We start from the raw sequence: 22,682 nt of genomic DNA, 5'->3' as shown, positions 1-22,682 counted from the left end.
TACGGATAATACGAGAATGGCGCTGCGGATTATACCTAAATTTTACAGAGCAGGAGGGCCATATACGCTCGCTGTCTGTCTGATGGCCAACCTCTTGCAGCTAGTAGTTATCCTTGTGCTGGCCTAGGCCGGAACGGATTCTCTGGTAGAGCTTGCCGGAACGTGCCTGCCTAGCCCTGCCGATTGCAGCCGGCCGCCGTTTGCTCAATGTTTGCTCAATGATAGCCTAATGGGGCGTTCGGCTTGCGACACGCCAGCGACAGAAACAGTAGAAATTCACGCCGTTTAGGATGACAACTGGCACATGAGTCAATCGGTTGCTGCTTGAAAACAGGTATTGGTGTCGCCGAATGATCACCGGCTAGCCTTGCTCACTTGAGCCCGAATTCGGTTCAGCAATGCCCCTTGATACCTAGCTACAAAGCCATGTACCCTAGCGAAACCCGGTCGAGTACTCCAAGCAGTTGTTTCAGCAACGCTTTGAAACAGCAGCGCCTCGGTCTTGGCCTGACGTAACACGCAACAAGGTGCTAGCTATGGCATTACGGGTTGCTCTTACTCGATAACTCTTCCCACCACCGCTCCTGTGGTAAGGGGTTCCCAAGCACCACAGGCTGACCTAGGCGAGGGGTAGTGAGTAGCAAGTCGGGATGGGCGGCGGCAGCGGCTAAGGCGCGTCGCACCGGCTCGTTCCACGGGTGGCGTGCCTCCGTGAAGGCGCCCCAGTGCACGGGCAGCATTACGCGGGCGCGCACATCCAGGGCCGCTTGTACGCTTTGCTCAGGCTCCATATGAATCTGAGCCCAGTCGGCATTGTATTGTCCGCATTCTACCAAGGCTAGGTCGAAGGGCCCATACTGGCGACCGATGGCGGCGAAGTGCGTGCCGTAGCCTCCGTCTCCGGTGTAAAAGAGCCGCTTGTTGGGGGCCTGCATCACCCACGAAGTCCACAGCGTCGTGTTGCGGTTCCCGAGGCCGCGCCCCGAAAAGTGCCGGCTAGGTGTACTGATCAACGTGAGGCCCGGTAGGCGCACACTGTCGCCCCAACTCACTTCCCGAATGTGCTCGGGCGCCACGCCCCAGGCCCGCAGATGCGCGCCAATACCTAGGGGTACGCAGAACAGGCCGACTTTATCCTTGATTTTCTGCACCGTCTGATAATCGAGGTGGTCGTAGTGGTCGTGGGAAATAAGCACGGCGGCAATAGGGGGCAGCTGTTCGGGGCGAATGGCTAGCTCGGGGTTGTAGCGCTTGGGCGTCGCCCAGCGCGCTGGGCCCATGCCGATGCTCAGCATGGGGTCGAGCAGCAGGTTCTGGCCAGCTATTTCCACCAGGCTCGCCGAGTGGCCAAACCACGTTACGCGCACCAGGTCGGGCGTTTTTTGGGTGATAGTCAGCGAATCTAGCTTTTGCCAGGGGAGCGGACCGGGTGGGTCGGCATGCGGTGCGGTTTGGGTCAGAAACTTCCACATCGTGCTGATGGTGCTCCCGCCCGTCATTACCGCAGTGGGTTGCAGATTTTGAAATTCGCCGTCGCGGTAGTGGCCGGTTTGGACGAAGGCGACGCGCTCGGCCTTCGTAGGCTTGCCGCCGAGCTCGGGGCTCAGAAAGTTGAAGGCCACGGCGGCCAGTAACAGGGTCCCAGTAAGTCCGCTGATGGTCATCAGGAAAGTCTTGAAGCGTTTACGCATTCTAATAGGAAGTCAAACGGTACATGCGCTTGCGGCACACACCTACTCTAAACGAGGGTTCAATGAGTTCTACTGGCCATAGCCGACCTAGGTGATGAGCGCATACAAAACGGGCACACTAAAGGTCGTCAGCAAAGGTAGCAGGAGCATCCTCCTAGTACGGGCCAGCCAACCGTCTGGCGGCTTGGGTGCCAGCACCGGAAGCAACTACCAGCGGCAGTACGCCCAAGATACAGGCAAGCAAGATGATGACGATAAGATATAAACGCACCTACGCTGCTTCTACGGGAGTATCAGCAGCATTCTTTTGTGACCCTCACAACAAGGTAATTTGACCGTTTCAACAATACGCCCACCGGGCCTTTTATCTTCCTTTGCAGAGCAAACACACGCACGAAAGATGAAAACAATATTCATTACCGGCACCTCCAGTGGCTTGGGTAAGGCAGCCGTTCAGCTGTTCCATCAGAAAGGGTGGAAGGTCATTGCCACCATGCGCGATACCACCAAAGCGGGGGGCTTTGACTTACTGGAAAACGTAACGGTCTTGCCGCTGGACATTACTAAGCCGGAGCAGATAGCTACCACTGTCCGAACCGCAATTGCGTCGGGCCCCATAGATGTCGTCCTGAACAATGCGGCGTATGGCGCTATCGGTCCGCTGGAAAGTGTGAGCCCAGAGCAGCTCGCTACACAGATAGACACGAACCTGCTGGGCGCCATTCGCGTCACCCAGGCCTTTATTCCGCATATGCGGGAAAAGAGAAGTGGTTTGTTTATCACTATCACGTCCGTTGCCGGCCTCGTGACCTTCCCGTTTGATAGTATCTATCATGCCGTAAAGTGGGGGCTGCATGGCTGGAGTGAAGGACTAAGCTATGAGCTAGCCTCCTTTGGGGTGGGGGTTAAAACCGTTGCGCCCGGCTTCATCCGCACCGCGTTTGGGGCCAATATGGTGGTAACTACCTCCGAGCCTTACCAGCAGCAACTCGATCAGTACTTGCACGTGGTCAACAGCATGATGGACCCCACGACCAGCGGTTCGACGGCGGAAGAAGTAGCCGCACTAGTTTATGAGGCGGCAACCGATGGCAAAAGCCAAGTCCATTACAGGGCTGGCGCAGACTGCACAAGCCTGTATGAGCGCCGGGTAGAAATTGGGGCAGAAGCCGCTATCAAAGAAATGGCTAGCTTGTTTCTGGGGTAATAACGTTCGGCAGACTGGCCGGCTTCGCTAGGTCGTCTGGTTTGCTTTAAGTAATTGCATCCTATGGCCAATACGACCGATCCGCACGTACCTCAGCTTGTGTATTCCTGCGTTTCAAAAAGAGTTGTCGAAGGTGAGCTCTTCATTCGGCAGCATGTGGTCGACTACATCATCGCCGGCACATCCGAAGTTTCTTTTGGCGGCCAGTCGCATCTGTTTCAAGCCGGCGACTTTCGCTTCGCTGCCCGTAACCGCCTCAGCAAGTTTGTGAAGCAGCCGCCACAAGGTGGAGAATACCGCTCCCTTTCCATTTGCATCGACCAAACCACTTTACTGGAATTGAAAAGTCAATTCCAATCCGATGGAGCGGACGCTGCGGCCTACGACAACGTGTTTGTCTTAAAACCCAACCCTCTATTCAACAACTACATCGACTCCTTGCTGCCGTATGTAGAACATAACCACCAGCTAGAGGCCTCATTGGTCAGGGTTAAAGTAAAAGAAGCGGTATTGATTTTCCTGGCGGCAAATCCCCATCTGAAAGCGTTGCTTTTCGATTTCAACGAACCCGGCAAAATCGATTTGCAGGCGTACATGGAGGAGCATTACCACTGCAACAGCACTTTGGAGCACTTCGCTTACCTGACTGGTCGAAGCCTTTCCACCTTTAAACGCGACTTCGGCAAACTATACCACACAACGCCCAGCCGGTGGCTAGTACAAAAACGGCTGGAAGACGCACATTATCTATTAAAGGAGAAAAAGCGTAAGTCTACGGAAGTATACTTAGAGGTAGGCTTCAAAGACTACGCGCATTTTTTTGTGGCTTTTAAAAAACACTTTGGCATCGCTCCGTCCATGATGCAATGATCTTAGGGCAAATGGCGCGTATACTGGCCACTACTTTTCGACAATTGTTTCTGAGGTTCCTTCGAGGCCTCGCCTGCCTGTGCAGGAAGGTGACCACCTTCCTGCACAGGCAGAAAAAACATTCCTTCTTGTACCTTAAATGCACAGCATGGAAATGACTAAAACAGTCCTGGTTATCGGTGCTTCGCGCGGGCTGGGGCTTGCGCTGGCCGAAGAGTACTGCCGGCGCGGTTATCAGGTAATTGCCACCGTCAGAAAGCCCTCTGAGGCGCTGATCCGTTTACAGCAGGCCTATCCAGGTACGTTGGAAATTGAAGACAACGTCGATATAGTCCAACTACACGAGGTGCGTTCCTTGCAGCAACGGCTACACGCGCGGACCCTAGATGTTCTATTTGTCAATGCTGGTATCAGCCGGGCAACGGAACAAACCCCTCTACAAGTAGAGGAACAAGATTATTGGGAGATGCTGCTGACTAATGCCTTAAGTCCGATGCGCGTGATCGAATTGTTTCACGCCCAAGTAACGCAGCAGGGCGTCATTGCCGTGATGTCTTCCGAACTCGGAAGCATTACCCAGTCAACCGGGTTTTGGGAATTGTACAGTTCTAGCAAGGCAGCACTGAATATGCTGATGAAGGCCTTTGCCGCCCGCCATCCGCACGACCCGCGCGCGTTACTACTCATTGCCCCAGGGTGGGTACGCACCGATATGGGGACGGCCGATGCGGTGCTCGACGTTTCGGAGAGTATTCCGCGGGTAGTAGATGTGGTGACGCAAAACGAGGGCAAGCCTGGTTTGCGCTATATGGATCGTTTTGGCGAGATCTTACCTTGGTAACGAGCAAAATGGGACTCAGTGCAAATGGTGCTGCCAGCGAACATTTGAAATCCGCACTGTTCGTTCAAACTTGCTGACGAAAGGTTAGATAATCATCCGAGCTCGTGGATCAACTCACAGGTGGTGCAGCAAGGTCATGGTGGGCTTTTGGGCCAACTTTCCTTGCACTCCGGCGAAGAATGCCTGCGTGTACGGCGCATCTAGGTGCAGTTGGTTAGCTGCTTCGGACGAGAAAACCTCGAAGAAAATCAGTGTATTCGGGTCGTCCTGCTTGGCCGTTTGCACAAAGATTTCGCAGCCCGGTTCGCGTAGGGTGGGGATGAGGGTAGCCTTGGCCAGCGCCGTGATTTCGGCCAGATGCTCGGGCAATACCGTCACTTCGGCCAGCAGCATAAACGTTTGCGTTTCCATACGGGGTTGGCGTTAGCGCGTGGCGATGATGGTTGCCTCGTCTTTGCGGACTTTGGCGAAGGTGGCAAACTCGTCGTCGGGCGCCCGGAAGCCGAGCACGGTGAGCACCGTCGCCGTTAGGTTTTGCTCGGTCAAACCCAAAATGGCATTCACTTGCGCCGGGTCGAAGCCTTCCATGGGCGAGGCGTCGACGCCCGACTCGGCAGCGGCGCTGATAAGCACTCCTAGGGCCAGGTACGTCTGGCGCTTGCCCCACTCGATGCGCTGCCCGGCCGACAGCTTGTTGATGGCGGCATTGATTTGGGCTTCGCGGGGCGCGAGGGCCTCGCGCGGCGCTTTGCGGGCCACGGCGGCCGCGTCGATGTAGTTGGCGACCGACTGCTCGTTCAGATTAGTCTCGGTGGCAAATACAAGCAAGTGCGACCCACCCAGGATTTGCGGCTGGCCCATGGCGGCCTGGCTTATCTGCTCGCGGGTAGCTAGGTCGTTGACCAAAAATAACTTGTAGGGCTGCAAGCCATACGACGAGGGCGACAAGCGCACCGTTTCGAGCAAGTCCTCCAATTGGGCTGAGGTCAGCTTTTTGGTGGCGTCGTACTTTTTGGTGGCGTAGCGCCACTGGAATGATTTCAGCAATGACATGCTTGCGAAGGGGTAGGGGTGAAAAATAAACGGCAGGTAAAAGGCCTGGCCGGTGAAGTGAAAAGCTAATCTACCTACATGCAGGTAGGTAGCACAGGTAAATTTTTTTTAGCGAATGCTTTGGCGCAAATAATCCAGCGCCTGTTCGAAGTGCTTCGCCCCGTGCGTCCGGCCAATACTCAGCGACCCCACCAGCGTACTCGTCCAGCCCGAGGTCATGGCCTCGGCCGTGCCCGCAAACTTGAATTCCCCGGTGCGCAGGCCCTCAGCAAAGGTGGCGGTCAGCCAGGTCGCAATCTGCTCGACGTGGGAATCGATGGCCTTTTGCAATGCCGGCGAAATATCCTGGTAGCAAGCCCCAAAACTCCCCACGATGCACAGCTTGCGCCCGTCTTCGAGGTAGTGCCGGTAGATGCCCAGCAGCGCCTCTACGCGGGCAGTAGGCGACTTGGAAGCCCAGCTTTCGGTTGCCGCCGCGAAGTCCGCCTTGGCTTGCTCAATCACGGCTAGCCCTAGGTCGTCCTTGGCCGGGAAGTAGTGGTGAATGCTGGCGTTCTTAATGGACAAGTCCGCCGCAATCTGCCGGTAGTTGAACGAATGGTAGCCAATGCCCTGGATATAGTTCTGGGCCAAACCGACAATTTTTTCCCGGGTGTTGCTGAGTGGGCGAAGGGCTTTCATAGTAGTGGCTCTGGTTTGGTGCGGCAAAGATAACCTACCTATCTGTAGGTAGGTTAATTTGTTTTAAGTTTTTTAGATGTCTATTGAAATGGCCCACTCATAGCACGCCATTAATGCCGGCCTAGCCACCGCAAACTATTGAGGATAAATCGGCTCTGTGCCGGGCTGCTGAACGTGGCTGATAAGGACTGGTTGGTGCCGTGCTCGTAGTCCATGTCGTTGTGACCCATGTTGGCGTATACCATGCGGTAGCGCCGGTTGGTCCAGGCTACCGGGTAGTAGCCCGCGTGCCAGATTTCGTGAGGCTTGGGGCCAGTGCCGAGCGGAAAGCTGCTCGGGTCGATGGCCAGCAGCACGTCGATGTCGGGGTTTTGACGCAGGTCATGTTCCCATTTATACCATTCATTGGGGGCCGAGGTGAAAGTGGCCGGCAGGTGCCGGGTAGTTGGGTGGTGCTGGTCAGCTACTTGCAGCACGGCCGCGGTGGGCCGCCAAGTATTGCCTACGTACTGCCCGGACCCCAGAAATCGTTCGTGGTACCAGTCCCAATTCTGCGCGTAGGTGGAGGGCGAGAGAGCAAACGCCGCGAAGTGAAAGCCCAGCCACGCCCCACCGCGCTCCATGTATTGCTGAAAAGCTGCCCGCTGCGCTGCCGTTTCCGGCCGCGTATCCAAAAACACCACCACTTGGTAGCGCTTCAAGAACTCGGCATTCATATTCTGCCAGTTAGACGTGGTATCGTAGGTGAAATGGTGCTGCGCCGCCATGCGGGGAAACCATTGGTTGGCCTCGCGCACAAAGCTGATGTGGGCCAAATCGTGTTTCCCCGTGAAGAAAGCAATGACTTGAAAATCCGGCTGGCGGCTTGGTGCTCGCCCTCCTAGGCTAGCCAAACCTAGGCCCAGCGCCAGCCACTTCCTCCACCCACCAGCCCACCAGCTGCCCGCCGAGCGCTTGAACGCAAGAGGATTCTCCCGAGCCTTTTCACCTGTTTGCATGCAACTTCAACGTAAAGAGAAGCAGCCTCTGCCCTTCGCCGAGGGTGAGGCCGTTAGAATAAAAAGCTTTTTTCCAAGATGGCAAAGTAGCGCTTTTAGCTTCGTTGCGTTTTCCAATCACCAGTCAGGATTCGTTAGCCGAAGGCTAAGCAGTAGAACCTAATGGGCTACTGAAAGACCGAAAAATATTGTGCTAGTAATTTCTTAAAAAAAGACTTTTTGGTCTATATTTGCATCGTCATCCCGCCACCGTCATGCGCAAAGCCGAGCGAACCAAGCAAACCATCATCGAGCAAGCAGCCCCTTTATTCAACCAAAAGGGTATTGCGGGCACAACCATTGATGACGTGTTGCAGGCGGCTAAAGTCGCGAAAGGCTGCTTATACAGCCACTTCGAGAACAAAGACGACCTTTCGGCCCAAACGGCCGACTTCCTGCTGGCTAAGATTACGGGCCGCATCCAGGAAGCCATGAGCCACGCGACATCGGCCAAAGGCCGCATCTTCGCCTACCTCGACTATTGCAAAAACCCGCTGGATACGACTGTGGTGGGCGGTTGCCCCATCTTCAACCTGGCCGTGGAGGCCGACGACAACAACCCCGCCGTGAAGCAAAAGGTAGGGGCCGTGTTGGAGGCGGCCCAGGAGAGGTTCGTTGCCATTCTGCAAGAAGGCATTGCCCAGGGAGAGTTGGCACCGCGCCTGAATGCCGCGGATTTTGCCTTTAAAATGTTCTCCGCGGTGGAGGGCGCTACCGTCATTTGCCGGGTGCTCGCCAGCAGCCAGCCTATGCACCGGCTAGTCAAAACGCTTAAGGATGAGCTAGAATCCTACTCGCTCGAGTAGGCTTTTTTAGCTTTGAAAATAGACCATTTGGTCTTTTATTAAATTAAAGTATTGGCCTCTGGGCAGCCAAAATTGTCTCTAAAAATAGACTAAAAAGTCTTTTTTATTCATTTTACCCTTCACCTTTTTTTCAACCACCATGAACATTTCCAATAAAACCATCCTCATCACCGGGGGCGGCTCCGGCATCGGCCTAGCCACGGCGCAACTCCTGCTCGAGAAAGGCAACCGTCTCATCATCACCGGCCGCAGCGAGGTGCGCTTGCAGCAGGCCCTAGCGCAGCTGCCCGGGGTGACGGCCATTGCTTCCGACCTGACCGATGCGGCGTCCGTCGCTTCGTTGGTAAGCCGGCTCGAAGCCGAGTTCAGCGACTTGAGCGTGCTCATCAACAACGCCGGCCAGGCCTATGCTTACCAACTAGCGACCGGAGCCGACGCTTTCACCAAAGCCGGCGAGGAAATCACCACTAATTATCTGGCCGTCATCCGGCTAACCGAGCAGTTGCTACCCCTGCTGAGCCGCCAGCCCGAGGCGACCATCGTGAATGTGACGTCGATTGTGGTGTTTGCGCCGAGCGCTTCCATCCCCACTTATTCGGCCAGCAAAGCAGCCTTGCGCTCCTACACCCAGGCGCTACGCCACACCCTGGCCAAAACAACGAAGGTGAAAGTATTTGAGCTGTTGCCGCCGTTGGTAAACACCGACTTTTCAACCGAAATAGGGGGGGAGAATGGTATTCCGCCGCAGCAGGTAGCCACGGAGCTAGTCGCGGGCCTTGAGCAGGATGTGCAGGAAATTATGGTTGGCCAAACCGCTCAGCTATACGAGTTTCACCGCGCTTCCCCAGCCGAGGCCTTTGCGGCCATGAACCAAGGCTAGGTTGCTAACTTAGGATAAGACCATACATCATCAATGGAAAACGCACAGAAGTTAGCCGGCAAAGTGGCTTTGATTACGGGCGGTACGCTGGGCATTGGCCTAGCTACCGCGAAGCGTTTCGTCGCTGAGGGTGCTTACGTCTTTATCACCGGCCGGCGACCGGCTGAGCTAGAAGCCGCTGTGCAGGAGCTAGGTGCAAATGCCAGCGGTATTCGGGGCGACGTGGCTAGCTTAAGCGACCTTGATCATCTCTTTGCCGCAATTAAAGAGCAAAAAGGATACCTCGACATCGTATTTGCTAACGCCGGGGTCGCGGACTTGGCGCCGCTCGCCGATGCCACGGAAGCGCACTTCGATAAGCACTTCGATATCAACGTGAAGGGTACGTTCTTTACGGTGCAGAAAGCCCTACCCCTCCTGCGCGACGGGGGCGCTGTTATCCTTACCTCTTCCACCGTGGGCTCGCAAGGGCCAGCCAACTTGAGCGTCTACAGCGCCACCAAGGCGGCCATCCGCTCGTTTGCCCGCACCTGGACGGCCGAGCTGAAGGACCGCAAAATCCGCGTCAATGCCGTGAGCCCCGGCTCCATTAACACGCCCGGCCTGAGCGCGTTTGGCCAGACGCCCGAGCAAACGGCCCAAATTTTTGAATCGCTAGCTAGCCAGGTGCCGTTGGGCCGCCTAGGCGACCCCGACGAAATCGGCAAAGCCGTGGTGTTCCTGGCCTCCGACGACAGCAGCTACATTGCTGGTATTGAGTTGTTCGTGGATGGGGGAGTAGCGCAGATATAAGCGGATTTATCATGTCGGCGGGCAACGCTCAGCCAGACGCAGCGGCGGGGCTTTCAAGTAACCAGGAAGTATGAAGCAGAACCCACATTCCTTTATCGACCGCCGCACATCGGTTGCCCCCGCTCACCCGTGGGGACTGCTCCTGGTAATTCTGACGGCGCCGCTGCTCTCCGTGCTCGATGTGTTCATTGTGAACATGGCAATTCCGGCTATCCGCTCCGATCTAGGCGCTACTGGCGCCGACTTAGAGCTGGTTATTGCGGGGTATCTGCTAGGCTTTTCTTCCTTTCTGATCACCGGCGGCCGAGCCGGCGACCAATACGGCCGGCGCCGATTGTTTATTCTGGGGCTAGCCCTGTTTACGCTCACTTCCTGCCTGTGTGGGGTGGCGCCTAGCATTGGGCAACTCATTGGCTACCGCTTTCTGCAGGGCGTGAGCGCGGCGGCCATGCTGCCGCAGACTATTGCGCTCATCCAGGTAAGTTTTGCCGAGTCGGAGGCGCGTAACCGGGCATTTGGCTACTACGGCATCACGCTGGGCCTGGCCTCGATGCTAGGGCAACTGTTGGGCGGCTACTTAGTCAGCACCGAATGGGGCGTAGCGGGCTGGCGGCTTACGTTTCTGGTCAACCTACCCATTGGGCTAGTAGCCATCGGTGCGGCGCTGCGCCTGTTGCCGGAAACCGCCCGCAACCAAGGCCAGCGCTTCGATGTGGGCGGTGTGGTGTTGCTCACGACGGGCCTAGGGGCTCTGCTCTACCCACTGAGCGTGGGGCGCGAGCTAGGCTGGCCGACGTGGAGCCTAGGTATGATGCTGGTTGGGGTCGGGCTGATGAGCTGGTTTTGGCGGCAGCAAGGTGCGTTGCGGCGGCAGGGCGGCAATCCGCTGCTCGACGTGGGGTTATTTCGTTACCCTTCTTTTAACCTAGGTTTGGGCACGCTCGTTTTCTTTTTTAGCGTGCACAACTCCTTTCTGCTGATTAGCACGGTGTATTTGCAAAGTGGGCTGGCGGTGAAGGCACAAGCCGCGGGCACCACCTTCGTTTTTTTCGGCGGTGGATTTCTGCTTTCGTCGTATCTCTCTATTCGTTACATCGCCCGGTTCGGGCGGCGCTTGTTGCAGTTTGGTTTGCTCCTGATGCTGCTTGCCTTGGCCGGACAAGTCGCTTGGGCGCCCACCTTCGCGGCTTCTCTCACTGGCTTAAAAGGCCTGTTGTTACTCTATGGCCTAGGGAGTGGCTTGGTCATGCCATCGTTGCTGAACGTCGCCCTGCGCGGACTGCCGGGCTACCTAGCTGGTGGGGCTGCGGGGGTGTACGCCACGTTTCAACAGGTAGCCTCGGCGCTTGGCGTCACGATGATTGGAGGCGTGTTCTTCTCGCTGTGGCACGCCGGGCAGGCCGCAAGCTACGTGCGTGCCTTTCGCTATGGTTTGGCGCTGGATATGGGCTGCTTGCTGCTTGCGGCGCTGTTGCTGGAACAATTACCGGAAACGGAGCCAGCTGCTCCCCAAACTGCAGCGCCTGCCCTTGAGTAAACTAGATAGCTTACCCGTGCTGCTCCTGCGCTTCTCCAAAACTATGGTTGAATCCCTGTTCATATATTACTACTGACCGCCGGCGAACGTCAGGCGAGTAAGAAACGAAAACCATTCAAGTGCACTTCTGATTTAAGCAGAGTACTTGGATGGTTTTGTTCTTTTTGTGTGGCAAAGCCAACGGGGTATGCCTTTGCTGCCGCTGCCTCCCACTCAGAGGTTTTGTCCTAGGAGTTTACTAGCCTTCTATGCCCACTTTTCCTCCAGCTGCTTCTGTGTGGCAGCACTTTACGCTGAATGATTGGCAAATAATTGCCCTAGCTGATGGCACGACCACGGTCGATTTAACCCAAGTGCTGCTAGACCGAGAGGTACAAGCCGTAATGCCGCTACTCGATGCAGCGGGCCTTACGAACCCAGTTACTATTTCTATTAACGCCTACTTGCTGGACAACGGTCGGCAACGCTTCCTGCTGGATACGGGGGCGGGCGGCTTGATGGGCGGCACGGCGGGCCACCTAATTGCTAGCCTGGCGCAGGCTGGCTACCAGCCCGACCAGATTGACGCCGTGCTGCTCACGCACATCCACGGCGACCACTCCGGCGGGCTGCTAAGCGGCGAGAGCCTAGCTTTTCCGAATGCCGTGGTATATGTTAACGAATTGGATACGGCTTACTGGCTTAGCGAGACGCAGATGCGACAGGCCCCGGCCGCCCGCCAGCGCAGTTTCGAGAATGCCCGGCGTAAGCTATTGCCTTACCAAGCAGCTGGCAAGCTACGGCCGTTCACAGCGGGTAGCGCTTTGCTACCAGGCATAGCTACTCTTGGTCGCCCGGGCCATACGCCTGGCCACACGTATTATATCTTGGAAGAGCTAGGCACCCGCCTTGTATTCTGCGCCGACCTTGCTCACTTCGTTCCGCTGCAACTGGCTGACCCGACTATAGCGCTGGTTTACGATGTAGACCCGGCACAGGCCATCCACTCGCGGCAGCTGGCCCTAGCCGAAGCTAGCGCGGCAGGTTATTGGCTGGCAGCTGCCCATGCGCCGTTTCCTGGCATCGGGCGGATTGAGGTGGCAAAAACCGGCTACCGGTGGCAACCCATTGACGCAGCTACTAGCACACTATAAGTAGACCTTATCGAGCTTCTTTTTGACAATAGACAAAAGACAATTTTACTTATTGCTACCAATCTTGGGTTGCGCGCTCTTGACGAGAAGTGCTGCTACGCAAACTAAATAGTTTCATAGTGTTACCGTAACACTCTCATAATGCTGCGCCAATAGCTTTGCGGGCTACAACCAAAACGCAAATGCATGGCATTCAATTACTTAAACTTTTTAAGCAAACCTTGTGTGGCGGCTGCTTCGGTCGTTTTGCTCAGCCACACGGCCTTTGCCCAAGCCCCGACGGTAACAGGAGTTGTGACTGATGAGAAGGGCCAGGCCTTGCCGGGGGCAACTGTCGTAATCAAAGGCTCCACGACGGGCACGTCGACCGATGCTAGTGGCAACTACTCCCTGCCGGTGAAGAGTAACACCGTGCTGCTGGTCACTTACATTGGCTTCGTTACCCAGGAAGTTCCCGTCGGCGCCCAAACCACCGTGAACATTCGCTTGGTGCCCGATGCCAAGCAACTCAGCGAGGTCGTGGTGACGGCCTTGAACATCAACCGCGAACAGAAAGAACTCGGGTATGCCACGCAGACGGTAAGCGGGGAAAGCTTGGTGCAAGCCCGGCCAAACAACTTCGTCCAGGCGCTGTCGGGCAAAGTAGCCGGGCTGAACCTGCTGTCGTCGGGCTCAGGCCCTGTTAATTCGACGCGGGTTTCGCTGCGCGGCGATAATTCCCTGAACCCCAATGGCAACAATGCGCTGATCGTGCTCGACGGCGTGCCCATGAACAGCGGCCTGACCAGCTCCGGCGTGGGGAGTGCCTACGGAGCGGGTTCGGGCAACGACGTTCCCGTCGACTTTGGCAACGGCATTGCCGACATCAACCCCGATGATATTGCTAGCATCACGGTGCTGAAGGGGGCCAGTGCCACGGCGCTTTACGGCAGCCGTGCGGCCAATGGTGCGCTGATCATCACCACCAAGTCGGGGGCTCGCGCCACGAAAGGGATTGGGGTGTCGGTTAACAGTAACTTCAGCGTGAACACGGTGCTAAAATGGCCGGACTATCAGTATGAATACGGCCAGGGCACTGGGCGCTCCTTCAACGCGGCGGGCGAGCCTTACTACTCTTACGCCGCTTCGCCGGACGGGGCCGGCACGGGCGGTACCAGCAGCGCCTTCGGACCTAGGTTCAACGGCCAGCACTACTACCAGTACGATCCGGCTACGCAGACGCAATCTACCGACCCTGTGCCGTGGGTGCCCTACAAGGATAACATCAAGGGTTTCTGGCGCACTGGCTCCACGATTACCAATAGCGTCGCGTTGGAAGGCGGTAACGAAACCAGCTCGGCCAGGGCCTCCATTACCCACTCCAAGAACCAGTGGATCATGCCCAACACGGGCTACGAGCGCATGGCGGCGGCCCTGAGCGTGCAGCACAACATTTCCAAGAAGCTCAAGCTCACGGCGAAAGCGACGTACACCAACCGCAAGAGCGACAACTTACCGGCCACGGGGTACAACAACCAGTCGATGTCTTACTTCATGATTTTTCAGAACCCCAACGTGAGTCTGGACGCGTACCGGGGCATCTGGAAAAAGGGACAGGAGCAACTCGACCAGATCCACCCGTTCAGCTCCTTCATCGACAATCCTTACCTGATTGCCTATGAGATGACCAACTCCGTGGATGCGCGCAATACGGTGGGCAACCTAGCGGCCACCTACCAAATTTCGCCCAAGTTCGATCTGCTGCTGCGCTCCGGCCTCACGATGGGCCAGGAAGAGCGCGAGCAGCGTCGCCCTTACAGCACGGCCAACTTCCAACGCGGCTACTACAAGCAGCAGAACATTGCCAACTCGGAGTCCAATACCGATTTCCTACTTACCTATCACCAGAAGCTTAGCAGCAAACTGGAGTGGCGAGCCTCGGTGGGCGGTAATGCCATGAGCCGCCGCTACCGCAGCACCGACGCGTCGGTGGTGGGCCTGGTGATTCCGGGCGTGTATAAGCTGACCAACGGCGCCAGCAGCCCCTTGCTGCTGACCAGCATCAGCAATAAAAAGATCAACAGCCTCTACGCTTTCACCACGTTGGCCTTCGACGAGAAGATTTTCGTGGACCTGACGGGCCGTAACGACTGGTCGAGCACGCTGCCGATGCAGAACAATTCGTTCTTCTATCCTTCTATCAGCTCTAGCTTTATCCTGAGCGAGTTGCTGCCTCTGCCGCGCCAGATCTCACTCTCCAAGCTGCGCTTGTCTGCGGCTCAGGTCGGCAACGATACCGACCCGTACCGGACGCGCAAGTACTACGGGCAGAGCGACTTTCCTGGCTCGGGCTCAGTGCCAACCACTTTGCACAACGCCAACTTCAAGCCCGAAATCACGACTAGCTACGAGGCGGGCTTAGAACACATTCTGTTTCAGGGCCGGCTCGCGCTCGACGTGACGGTGTACCAGAACGTGACGCGCAACCAGATCTTGGACGTGCCCCTGGACCAGACCACCGGCTACAGCCGCGCCGTGCTGAACGCCGGGGCAGTACGCAACCGCGGGATCGAAGTCGTGCTGAACACCACTCCCGTGGAGCTAGCCAACTTTCGCTGGAAGAACACGCTCACCTGGTCACGAAACAAAAACAAGGTGCTTGAGCTGGCCGATGGCGTAGACGACCAGCAGGTGATTGGCGCGGGCGGCAACGCCACCATCATTGCCAAAGTGGGTGGCACAACCGGCGACCTCTACGGCTTTGGTTTTCTGCGGGCCCCCGATGGGCAGATCATTTACAACAAAGACGGTCTGCCGGCCCGCCCGGCTGATATTCAGTACATCGGCAACGCCTATGCGAAGTGGAAAGGTGGGTTCCTAAATGAGTTTTCCTACAAGAACGTCCGCTTCAGCTTTTTGCTTGATGGGCAGTACGGAGGCATCATTTACTCCCAGACCCACCACAAAATGACGGAGCAAGGCAAGCTGAAGCACACGCTGAAAGGCCGGGAAGAAGGGTACATTATCGGGGAAGGCGTGGTGGCTAACGCGGACGGCACCTACGCACCCAACACCACGCAAGTGATTCCGGCTACCTATTACGGCGACTACTACCGGCGGGCCAATGTGGAATCCAACTCCTTCGACGCCTCTTACCTGAAGCTGCGGGAAATGCGCTTGGACTTCACTTTTTCCAAGCAACTGCTGGCTAGAACGAAAGCCCTTACCGGCGCCACCATTGGCCTCTACGGCCGCGACCTGGCCATGCTGACGCGCTTTCCCATGTTTGACCCCGAGACGGCCGCCCTGAACGGGGGGACCCTGCTGCCCGGCGTCGAAATTGGTCAGCTGCCCTCGATGCGCACCATGGGCGTGAACGTGACGCTGAACTTCTAATCCCGCTTAGTCTCTCCAACCTTATGATTAAGAAAGTTTTATTGCTGCTGGCCTTGAGCGGCAGCATGGTTTCGTGCACCGATGAGTTTGAAGAACTCAACACGGACCCGACGCGGATTGAAAAGATAAGTCCTGGTACGCTGTTAAATCCCATTCTCTACGAGATGGCTAGCTTTAACACCGACCGCAGTGCGGGCTTCACCTTTGACCTGATGCAAGTGTCGCTGCCGTACCCCAGCGTCAGCGGGGGCATCCACCGCTACGACGTGAGCGAGAGTGCCGGCAACTCCACTTGGACGACCTATTACCGCTGGCTGGCCAACCTCAAAGAGATGCGCGTGGCGGCCGAGGCAGCGGGAGATCCTAACTACCAAGCCATTGCCCTTACGCTGAACGCGTGGACCTATTCCCTGCTGACAGACTGCTTCGGGGATGTGCCCATGACGGAGGCCGCCCGCGGGGACGAGGGCTTGTTTTATCCAGCTTTTAATTCGCAGCGGGAGATTTATGCGCAGATTCTGGAGGACCTAGAAACCGCCAATGGCCTGTTCGCCCCGGCTAAGTCCATGGCATACGGCACGGATCTGCTGTACGGCAACAACGTAGCCAGCTGGCAGAAGTTCTGCAATTCGCTGCATATGAGGCTTTTGTTGCGCGTAGCGAAGCGCACGGAGATGAATGCTGCCACGAAGCTGGCCGAAATCATTAACAATCCCACGAAGTACCCCGTCTTCACCCAAAACAGTGAAGCGGCGCTGCTGAAGGTCACGGGCGTAGCGCCCAACTTGTCGCCCTGGGGCCGTGCCATTGACTTTACCACGGGGCGCGCCGCGGCCGAGTTCTTCGTGGAGAATCTGAACACGCTCAATGACCCGCGCCTGCCTAAGTTTGCTAGTCAAGCGCGGGCCAGTGATGGCAAAACCATCATTGGCTATAAAGGCATCCCGAGTGCTTACACGGGCAGTGATGCGCAGTTCAAGTACGTGCCTTCTAACCTGAACGTCGCGTTAATAACGGCGCCCATGGTTTGCGTGATCATGACTTATGCGGAAGTGGAATTCATCAAAGCCGAGGCGGCGCAGCAAGGTATTACCAAGGGCGATGCCAAAACCGCTTATGAGAAAGGCGTAAAAGCCGCTGTGGAGCAGTGGGGCGCCACGCTACCGGCTACGTACTTTCAGAACGCGGCGGCGGCGTACGATGGCACCCTCGCCCGCATTATGCTGCAGAAGTACTACGCGCTGTTTTTCAACGATTATCAGCAGTGGTTTGAGTACCGCCGTACCGGACTGCCCGCCTTGCCCAAAGGCCAGGACTTACGCAATGGTGGCGTGATGCCGGTGCGCTTTCGCTATCCTACCACAGTCCAAATCAGTAATGGCGCCAACTACCAAAAGGCCGTGGAAGCCATGGGGGGCGATAACATTAATATCAAAGTATGGTGGGAGAAGTAAGGCGCGTAGCTAGTCTATGCTCCCTAGCTTCAACTGACGGCAAGCAACGCCTTGACTGACAAGGCCGAGTAAGGTGCTAGCTAGCCAAGCGTGCCTTGGTTGCTGGTCCATTGCCAAAGCAACTTGTGCGCCTACGACCAAATAAAAGCCCCCAGCAAGCTAGTTTGCTGGGGGCTTTTATTTGGTCGTATATCTCTTCGCTAGCAAAAGGCTCTGGGCTTACTTGGCTTCAACCTAGCTTTGCCATGTGGGCTAGGGCTGCTCGCCAGCCCAGCGGAGCATATTCAGCAGGAGTTGCTGGCCCACGATGTTGGCTTTGTTGCTGCCGGAGGTATTCAGGGACGCCAGCGCCGCATTTTCGCCGTCGCCTTCGGCTTTGGTAGTGGCTTTTACGCCGCGGAGCGTGGAGAAAATATCGAGGGCGCAGAGCACGATACGGCCCCGGCCGTGCGGCACGATGCTCAGCGCTGAGTACACCTCCTTCTTGTGGTCTGACACGCAGGCCACGACGGTTTCGCCGTTGAACAGGCGCAGACCTAGGCGGTTGCGGTCGTAGGTGGCAAAGCACTGGTACTCCCAGTTGAACACGCCGGCCGGCGGCAGCCCAGTGAACAGCGGGTGCTTTTTCGCGAAGAAGTTGCCGCCGTACCACGATGTACCTAGCTCTTTCAGGCCGCGGTAATCTACCACCTCTTTCCGACCTAGGTGGGTGGCCCATTTGTCGATGTTATTGACCACGATGAGCGTGTTGCCCTCGTTCACCCATTCCAGAATGTCGGTCACAAGGGGATTACCGGTTTGCTGGGGGGTGAAGGCGCCCACCAGCAGATACTTGCCCCGCGGCCTGCCCAATTTGAACTCCTTGAACGAATTCACGCCCACCGCCCGCAGGTAATTGGCGAGCACGCCGCTGGTGTCAGCCACCATGCCGGCCGCGGGCAAACCGGCGGCGTTCAGCTTCACGGCGAATAGTTTATCGTCGCCGGAAGCCACGACGTTGCTCCCGCGCAGCAGCTCGGCTTTGACGGTGGTATAGCCCGCGCTGGCCGGAATCAGGGGCAAGCCCGCCGACAGCAATTCGCCGTACCGGGTGCCGCCCGTCACGCGCACGGGCAGCGTTTTGCTGAGCACGGTGCGCCCCTGCTCGTCGGTGGCCTGCACGCGCAGGCGGTAGCTGCCTTTCAGATTAACTTCATTGATGAGGTGAAAATCTACCCGGGAGGTGTCGCCGACGCCCAGCACCTTGCGGGTCAGCTTCACGGCCACGTATACGGGGCGGTTGTAGCGGGCAATCAGCTGCACGTCGCCCTTGGGGTTGCGGTAGTTGTCCACGATGCCGGAGTGGTTTTCCAGCATCATGCTTTCCCAGCCGTTCACGGCGTAGCCATCGACAATGTTATTCAGACGAATATTCTCGATGGCGCGGCCTTGGTAGTAGTAGGCCGTGTTGCCCATGGCCGTCGTCAGGGCGTCGACGGTTGGGAAGAGTTGCCGAAAGCCGGGCGTGTTGGTCAGAAACTGGTCGTAGGCGTCGTACCAAGCTAGGTAAGAAGCCGTTTCCCAGCCGATGTTTTTGCCGGTTTTCAGAATCTCTTCTCGAATCAATTGCAAGCGCGGGGGCGTGCCGATGGCGCCCTCCTCGCCGTAGTAGATGATTTCGTCTTGATGGTCGGTGTAGCGCAGATACTTTTTGGGGCCGCTATACAGGTTGTCGTGGTACACGCCGGGGCCGCCCGCGTGGTGCTGGTCGAACCAGCCGTAGGCGCGAAACGTGTTGTCGTAGGGCCGCAGGTGCAGCTTGAACCTAGGATTGGGCTTGAGCGTCGGGTCGCCGTTGGAGGAGTTATAGGTCAGCAGGCGCGTGGGGTCGAGCTGGTGAGCCGCGCACATTTCGGCACTGTCCTTAGCTTGGGGCGGCGCGCCCCGCTCGTTGTGCAGGTTGTAGATGACCAGGGACGGGTGGTTTCGGTCGCGCCGAATCATGCGCATCACCTTCTCCGTGCGGGCCGCAAAATAGAAATCGGCCTGCTGCTTGCCGAGCGAATCGGTGGGGTTAAAGCCGTTGGCGGGGTACTGATTGCCGCCCGGTTCCTCAAAGTAGAGCAACCCTAGCTCGTCGGCGTAGTCGAGCACGTTGGTTTGGCCAATGGTGCGGTGGAAGTTGAGCATGTTCAGCCCCAAGGCCTTCGCCGTTTCTACCTGCTTGCGGGCCAGCGCGTCGGAGGGCATGATGCCGTTCACGGGCCAAAATCCCCAGGAAATAGACGTGCGCAGTACGATGCGTTTGCCGTTTAGGAAAAACTGCCGGTCGCCGCCAGCCACGTCGCGCACTTCAAACCAACGAAAGCCAAACCGCTGCTGGTAGCGGTCCTGGGTGCGGTCGGCGCCCTTCCAGGTAGCGGTTAGCACGTATAGATTAGGACGTTCGATACTCCAGAGCGCGGCATTTTTCACCCGCACTGTCATGGTTTTCAGGCTTTGGCCAGCGGGCACTTGCGTTTGCGAGTAATCTTGCGCAAATACGGTTCGTTGGGCGCCGCTGAGCTCTTTTACTTCTAGGTGCAGGGTGCCGCTGGTTGGTTGCGGGCTTTGGTTGTCGGTGGTTACCTGCACCTCCACCTCATCGAGCCTAGGTTTGTTTTTCACGAACACATCCTGCACGTATACCGGATCAGTGGCGACCAGCTCGACCTTACCCGTGATGCCACCAAAGCCGTGCGTGGGCTGAATCCGGTAGTTGCCCCACATAAAGGTCTGCGAGTCGCGCCAGTCGAAGTTGCCGTTGGGGTCGGTGATGCGCACGGCCACCGCGTTGTCTTGGCCGTAGCGTACAAACTTGCTGATGTCGATTTCAAACGGCGTGCTGTTGACTAAGTCGTAGCCAACGAGCTGCTGATTAACAAACACTTCCGCCCGTAGCCGCACGCTCTCGAAGCGCAGCGTCACCCGCTTGCCCTGCATGGTCGCGGGAACCGCCAGCTTCGTGCTAAACCACGATACTCCTAGGTAGTTGCCACTCAACCCAAACGCATTGCCGTTTTGCCCCCAGAAGTACTGCTCCACCGTGGCGGGCAAGTGCACTACCTGGGCAGAGGTATTTTGCAAGGCCGCCCAGCCGCCGGTCGGGGAATTTATGGGCAGCTTCGCTAGGTTCACGGGCGGGGCGTAGAGGCGGTCGTGCACCCAGGGCGCGGCGGGGTCGAGCCACAGCCGCCACTCCTGCTGGGACAAATCCTGCACCACGCGGCCACTGCCGGATTGCGCTTGGGCCAGTACGCTAAGTAAGCAAAAGCTAGTTAGCGTCAGCAGGTGAGAAAGACGAACTCTGAACATAGAAGCAAAGCGGCGTAAAATATTGTACTAATACTACTTACATGAAAGCGCCCCCTAGCTTTAGCTTCAACCCAGTTAGTTGAAACCAAAAGCTAGGGGGCGCACTGGGTGTTATTGCTTCACAAACGTTGTGGTGAGCGTTTCTTGGCCGCTGGTAATGCGCACCAAGTAATGGCCAGCCGCTAGGGTAGGAAGCGTTAGCTGGGTGCTGGTGGTGCCCGCCTGCGCGGCCATGGTCGCTACCTGCCGTCCCTCAAACGTGTAGAGCGTGATGCTAGCCTTCTCCTTAAACGTGGGGTGCGTGATGGTCAGGCTCTTCTGCGTCGGATTCGGGTAGATGTGCACCCCGAGCTTCTCGCTCTGCTGGCGGTTGCCTAGTATAACAGTGGGCACCAAGCTATTGAGGTAGGTTTCTACCATGGTGTAGCCAGTGCTGCTCAGGGTGTTGCGGTCGGTGGGGTCATTGGGGTTCAGGCCGTTGTTAAGCTCCCACGTGTCGGGCATACCGTCGTGGTCCGTGTCCGTTGGGGCCGTACCGGTGTTGTACACGGGCCAGCCACCCACAGCTTCTTGCGTATCGATGATGCCTTGGTTCAGGCCGTAGGTGGTGCTGCCTTCGGGACTGCTGCCGGTGGCAGTGCCCGTGCGCGTTTCGTTCACGATGCGCGCGTCCACCACGTCGCGCTTTGGGAGCGAGGCGCCCGCATTGGCCAGCACGGCGAGGTAGGCATCCTCCGCCGATTGGGTGGTGATGGGGGCTAGACCTGGCGTGGGCGCGTTTTGCTTGAACTGGGGCAGAGCTGCAGCCGGGTAATAGCGCGCCACAATGCCGCCGTTCCAGTTGTCCGCCGTCACGGCGGGATAGTTATTTACGTAGTTGCCATTGGCATACACCGTGGCAAATGGCTTGTTCGGATTGGCGGCATCGTAGGCGTTGGTGTTGTCGAAGATAAGTTTGGCGCGCGAGGCGGGCGTGGCAGGTCCCGCTTTGTAATAGTTGTTCACGAGGTTCAGCTGTCCCGAGCCTCCGTTGATCTCCACCTCGTTGCCGTAGGCGGCGTTGTTATTGCCCCAGTTATAAATCACGTTGTTGCGGTAATCCACAATGGCTGTGGTATCGTGGGCCCGGGAGCCGTTGAAGCGAATGGTGCGGCTGTGATGGTGGGCAATCAGGTTGTGGTGGTAGGAGGAATATTGCCCGCCCCACACGCCGGCGTAGCCGTGGTCGCCCTTGCCGTTGAAAGACGAGTTCAGGCTCTCACTGAAAATGGACCATTGCACCGTCGAAAACTTGTTGTCGTAGAAGGTGCCGACTTCCTCAATGGCCCAACTCAGCGAGCAGTGGTCCACGATGAAGTTCTTGCAGTTCTCCATGTTCATGCCGTACACCGCGGGGCTGTTTGAGCCTTGAACGTCGCCGGGCCGGGAGCGAATGTAACGCACGATGATGTTGTTGCCGAAAAGCTTAAAGGTGCTACGCTTCAGGCAGATACCATCGCCGGGCGCTGTCTGGCCGGCAATGGTCACGTTCGAGCGGCTGGGGCGGAGCGCCGTCTTTAGCTCGATAATGCCACCCACCCGAAACACAATGGTAAGGGGCTGGCCCGGAAACTGGTTAAAGGCGTCGCGGAAGCTGCCCGCGCCCGCGTCGTTTAGGTTAGTAACCTCTACCACTTGGCCGCCCCGACCGCCGGTGGCAAAGCGCCCAAAGCCCTCCGCTCCCGGAAATGCGACTAGCTGCGCATGAGCCGGCAGAGCAGCTAGCGCACACACGGCAATGAGACCCGTTGTAAACCGCTTGCCACGGGTCAGTGGGCGTAAGAAAGTAGGAAAGGAATGCATAAAGATGATGGGTTTTAGGTAAGAAAAAGAGGTATAAAAGCACGTATTGAGAAAGAAGAAACCGTTTGTTAGCGCACTTCACTGCCTTAGTTTCAAGCGCTTTAGCACGTGCCACAGAACGCTTGACGAAGGAAAAAGCCGCCATACCTA

17 protein-coding genes are annotated in these 22,682 nt (G+C 57.2%); 10 read left to right on the top strand and 7 right to left on the bottom strand.

What is annotated here, in order from left to right; translation table 11 throughout:
- Nucleotides 1-542 precede the first annotated feature (542 nt).
- On the bottom strand, nt 543-1,691 hold the full coding sequence (locus BXP70_RS19120; RefSeq protein WP_086595720.1) for an MBL fold metallo-hydrolase: 1,149 nt from the start codon (nt 1,689-1,691) through the stop codon (nt 543-545).
- Nucleotides 1,692-2,091: 400 nt separating this feature from the next.
- Between BXP70_RS19120 and BXP70_RS19115 the strand changes: the two genes are divergently transcribed.
- The 3 genes from BXP70_RS19115 (at nt 2,092) to BXP70_RS19105 (ending at nt 4,609) form a co-directional block, all read left to right on the top strand.
- The gene (locus BXP70_RS19115; protein WP_086595719.1) at nt 2,092-2,898 is read left to right on the top strand and encodes an SDR family oxidoreductase; all 807 of its coding nucleotides are present in this window, start codon (nt 2,092-2,094) and stop codon (nt 2,896-2,898) included.
- A 63-nt stretch (nt 2,899-2,961) separates the two neighbouring features.
- On the top strand, nt 2,962-3,768 hold the full coding sequence (locus BXP70_RS19110; protein ID WP_086595718.1) for a helix-turn-helix domain-containing protein: 807 nt from the start codon (nt 2,962-2,964) through the stop codon (nt 3,766-3,768).
- Between the two features lie 148 nt (nt 3,769-3,916).
- Nucleotides 3,917-4,609, top strand: a complete 693-nt coding sequence (locus BXP70_RS19105) for an SDR family NAD(P)-dependent oxidoreductase (RefSeq protein WP_086595717.1) — start codon at nt 3,917-3,919, stop codon at nt 4,607-4,609.
- 114 nt (nt 4,610-4,723) lie between these two features.
- On the opposite strand, the gene BXP70_RS19100 is transcribed toward BXP70_RS19105, so the two are convergent.
- The 4 genes from BXP70_RS19100 to BXP70_RS19085 form a co-directional block, all read right to left on the bottom strand.
- Entirely contained in the window at nt 4,724-5,020 is a 297-nt protein-coding gene (locus tag BXP70_RS19100) for a putative quinol monooxygenase (protein WP_086595716.1), read from the bottom strand.
- Nucleotides 5,021-5,032: 12 nt separating this feature from the next.
- The gene (locus tag BXP70_RS19095) at nt 5,033-5,662 is read right to left on the bottom strand and encodes an NAD(P)H-dependent oxidoreductase (RefSeq protein WP_086595715.1); all 630 of its coding nucleotides are present in this window, start codon (nt 5,660-5,662) and stop codon (nt 5,033-5,035) included.
- Nucleotides 5,663-5,770: 108 nt separating this feature from the next.
- Nucleotides 5,771-6,343 carry a TetR/AcrR family transcriptional regulator gene (locus BXP70_RS19090; RefSeq protein ID WP_086595714.1) on the bottom strand — a complete coding sequence of 191 codons (573 nt, stop codon included), beginning with the start codon at nt 6,341-6,343 and terminating at the stop codon, nt 5,771-5,773.
- 110 nt (nt 6,344-6,453) lie between these two features.
- The gene (locus tag BXP70_RS19085; RefSeq protein ID WP_086595713.1) at nt 6,454-7,341 is read right to left on the bottom strand and encodes a ThuA domain-containing protein; all 888 of its coding nucleotides are present in this window, start codon (nt 7,339-7,341) and stop codon (nt 6,454-6,456) included.
- 254 nt (nt 7,342-7,595) lie between these two features.
- Between BXP70_RS19085 and BXP70_RS19080 the strand changes: the two genes are divergently transcribed.
- The 7 genes from BXP70_RS19080 (at nt 7,596) to BXP70_RS19050 (ending at nt 17,357) form a co-directional block, all read left to right on the top strand.
- Nucleotides 7,596-8,186, top strand: coding sequence for a TetR/AcrR family transcriptional regulator (locus BXP70_RS19080; protein ID WP_086595712.1), 591 nt, complete (start codon nt 7,596-7,598; stop codon nt 8,184-8,186).
- Between the two features lie 139 nt (nt 8,187-8,325).
- A complete protein-coding gene (locus tag BXP70_RS19075) occupies nt 8,326-9,066 on the top strand; it encodes an SDR family oxidoreductase (RefSeq protein WP_086595711.1) in 741 nt (246 codons plus the stop codon).
- 33 nt (nt 9,067-9,099) lie between these two features.
- The gene (locus BXP70_RS19070; RefSeq protein WP_086595710.1) at nt 9,100-9,858 is read left to right on the top strand and encodes a glucose 1-dehydrogenase; all 759 of its coding nucleotides are present in this window, start codon (nt 9,100-9,102) and stop codon (nt 9,856-9,858) included.
- Nucleotides 9,859-9,928: 70 nt separating this feature from the next.
- A complete protein-coding gene (locus tag BXP70_RS19065; protein ID WP_086595709.1) occupies nt 9,929-11,395 on the top strand; it encodes an MFS transporter in 1,467 nt (488 codons plus the stop codon).
- Between the two features lie 248 nt (nt 11,396-11,643).
- Nucleotides 11,644-12,528: an MBL fold metallo-hydrolase gene (locus tag BXP70_RS19060; RefSeq protein ID WP_086595708.1), complete on the top strand. Its 885-nt coding sequence runs from the start codon at nt 11,644-11,646 to the stop codon at nt 12,526-12,528.
- Between the two features lie 225 nt (nt 12,529-12,753).
- Nucleotides 12,754-15,903 (top strand): SusC/RagA family TonB-linked outer membrane protein, encoded by a 3,150-nt coding sequence (locus BXP70_RS19055; protein ID WP_245849685.1) that lies wholly within the window; start codon nt 12,754-12,756, stop codon nt 15,901-15,903.
- A gap of 23 nt (nt 15,904-15,926) precedes the next feature.
- The gene (locus BXP70_RS19050) at nt 15,927-17,357 is read left to right on the top strand and encodes a SusD/RagB family nutrient-binding outer membrane lipoprotein (protein WP_086595706.1); all 1,431 of its coding nucleotides are present in this window, start codon (nt 15,927-15,929) and stop codon (nt 17,355-17,357) included.
- Nucleotides 17,358-17,609: 252 nt separating this feature from the next.
- Here BXP70_RS19050 and BXP70_RS19045 read toward each other — a convergent pair whose 3' ends face one another.
- Complete coding sequence (locus BXP70_RS19045) at nt 17,610-20,690, bottom strand: glycoside hydrolase family 2 protein (protein WP_086595705.1); 3,081 nt, start codon at nt 20,688-20,690, stop codon at nt 17,610-17,612.
- Between the two features lie 111 nt (nt 20,691-20,801).
- Nucleotides 20,802-22,532 carry a T9SS type A sorting domain-containing protein gene (locus BXP70_RS19040; protein WP_086595704.1) on the bottom strand — a complete coding sequence of 577 codons (1,731 nt, stop codon included), beginning with the start codon at nt 22,530-22,532 and terminating at the stop codon, nt 20,802-20,804.
- Nucleotides 22,533-22,682 lie beyond the last annotated feature (150 nt).

The sequence above is a fragment of the Hymenobacter crusticola genome (assembly GCF_002154225.1).
Taxonomy (GTDB): domain Bacteria; phylum Bacteroidota; class Bacteroidia; order Cytophagales; family Hymenobacteraceae; genus Hymenobacter; species Hymenobacter crusticola.
This window is presented reverse-complemented; position numbering and strand designations above follow the sequence as displayed.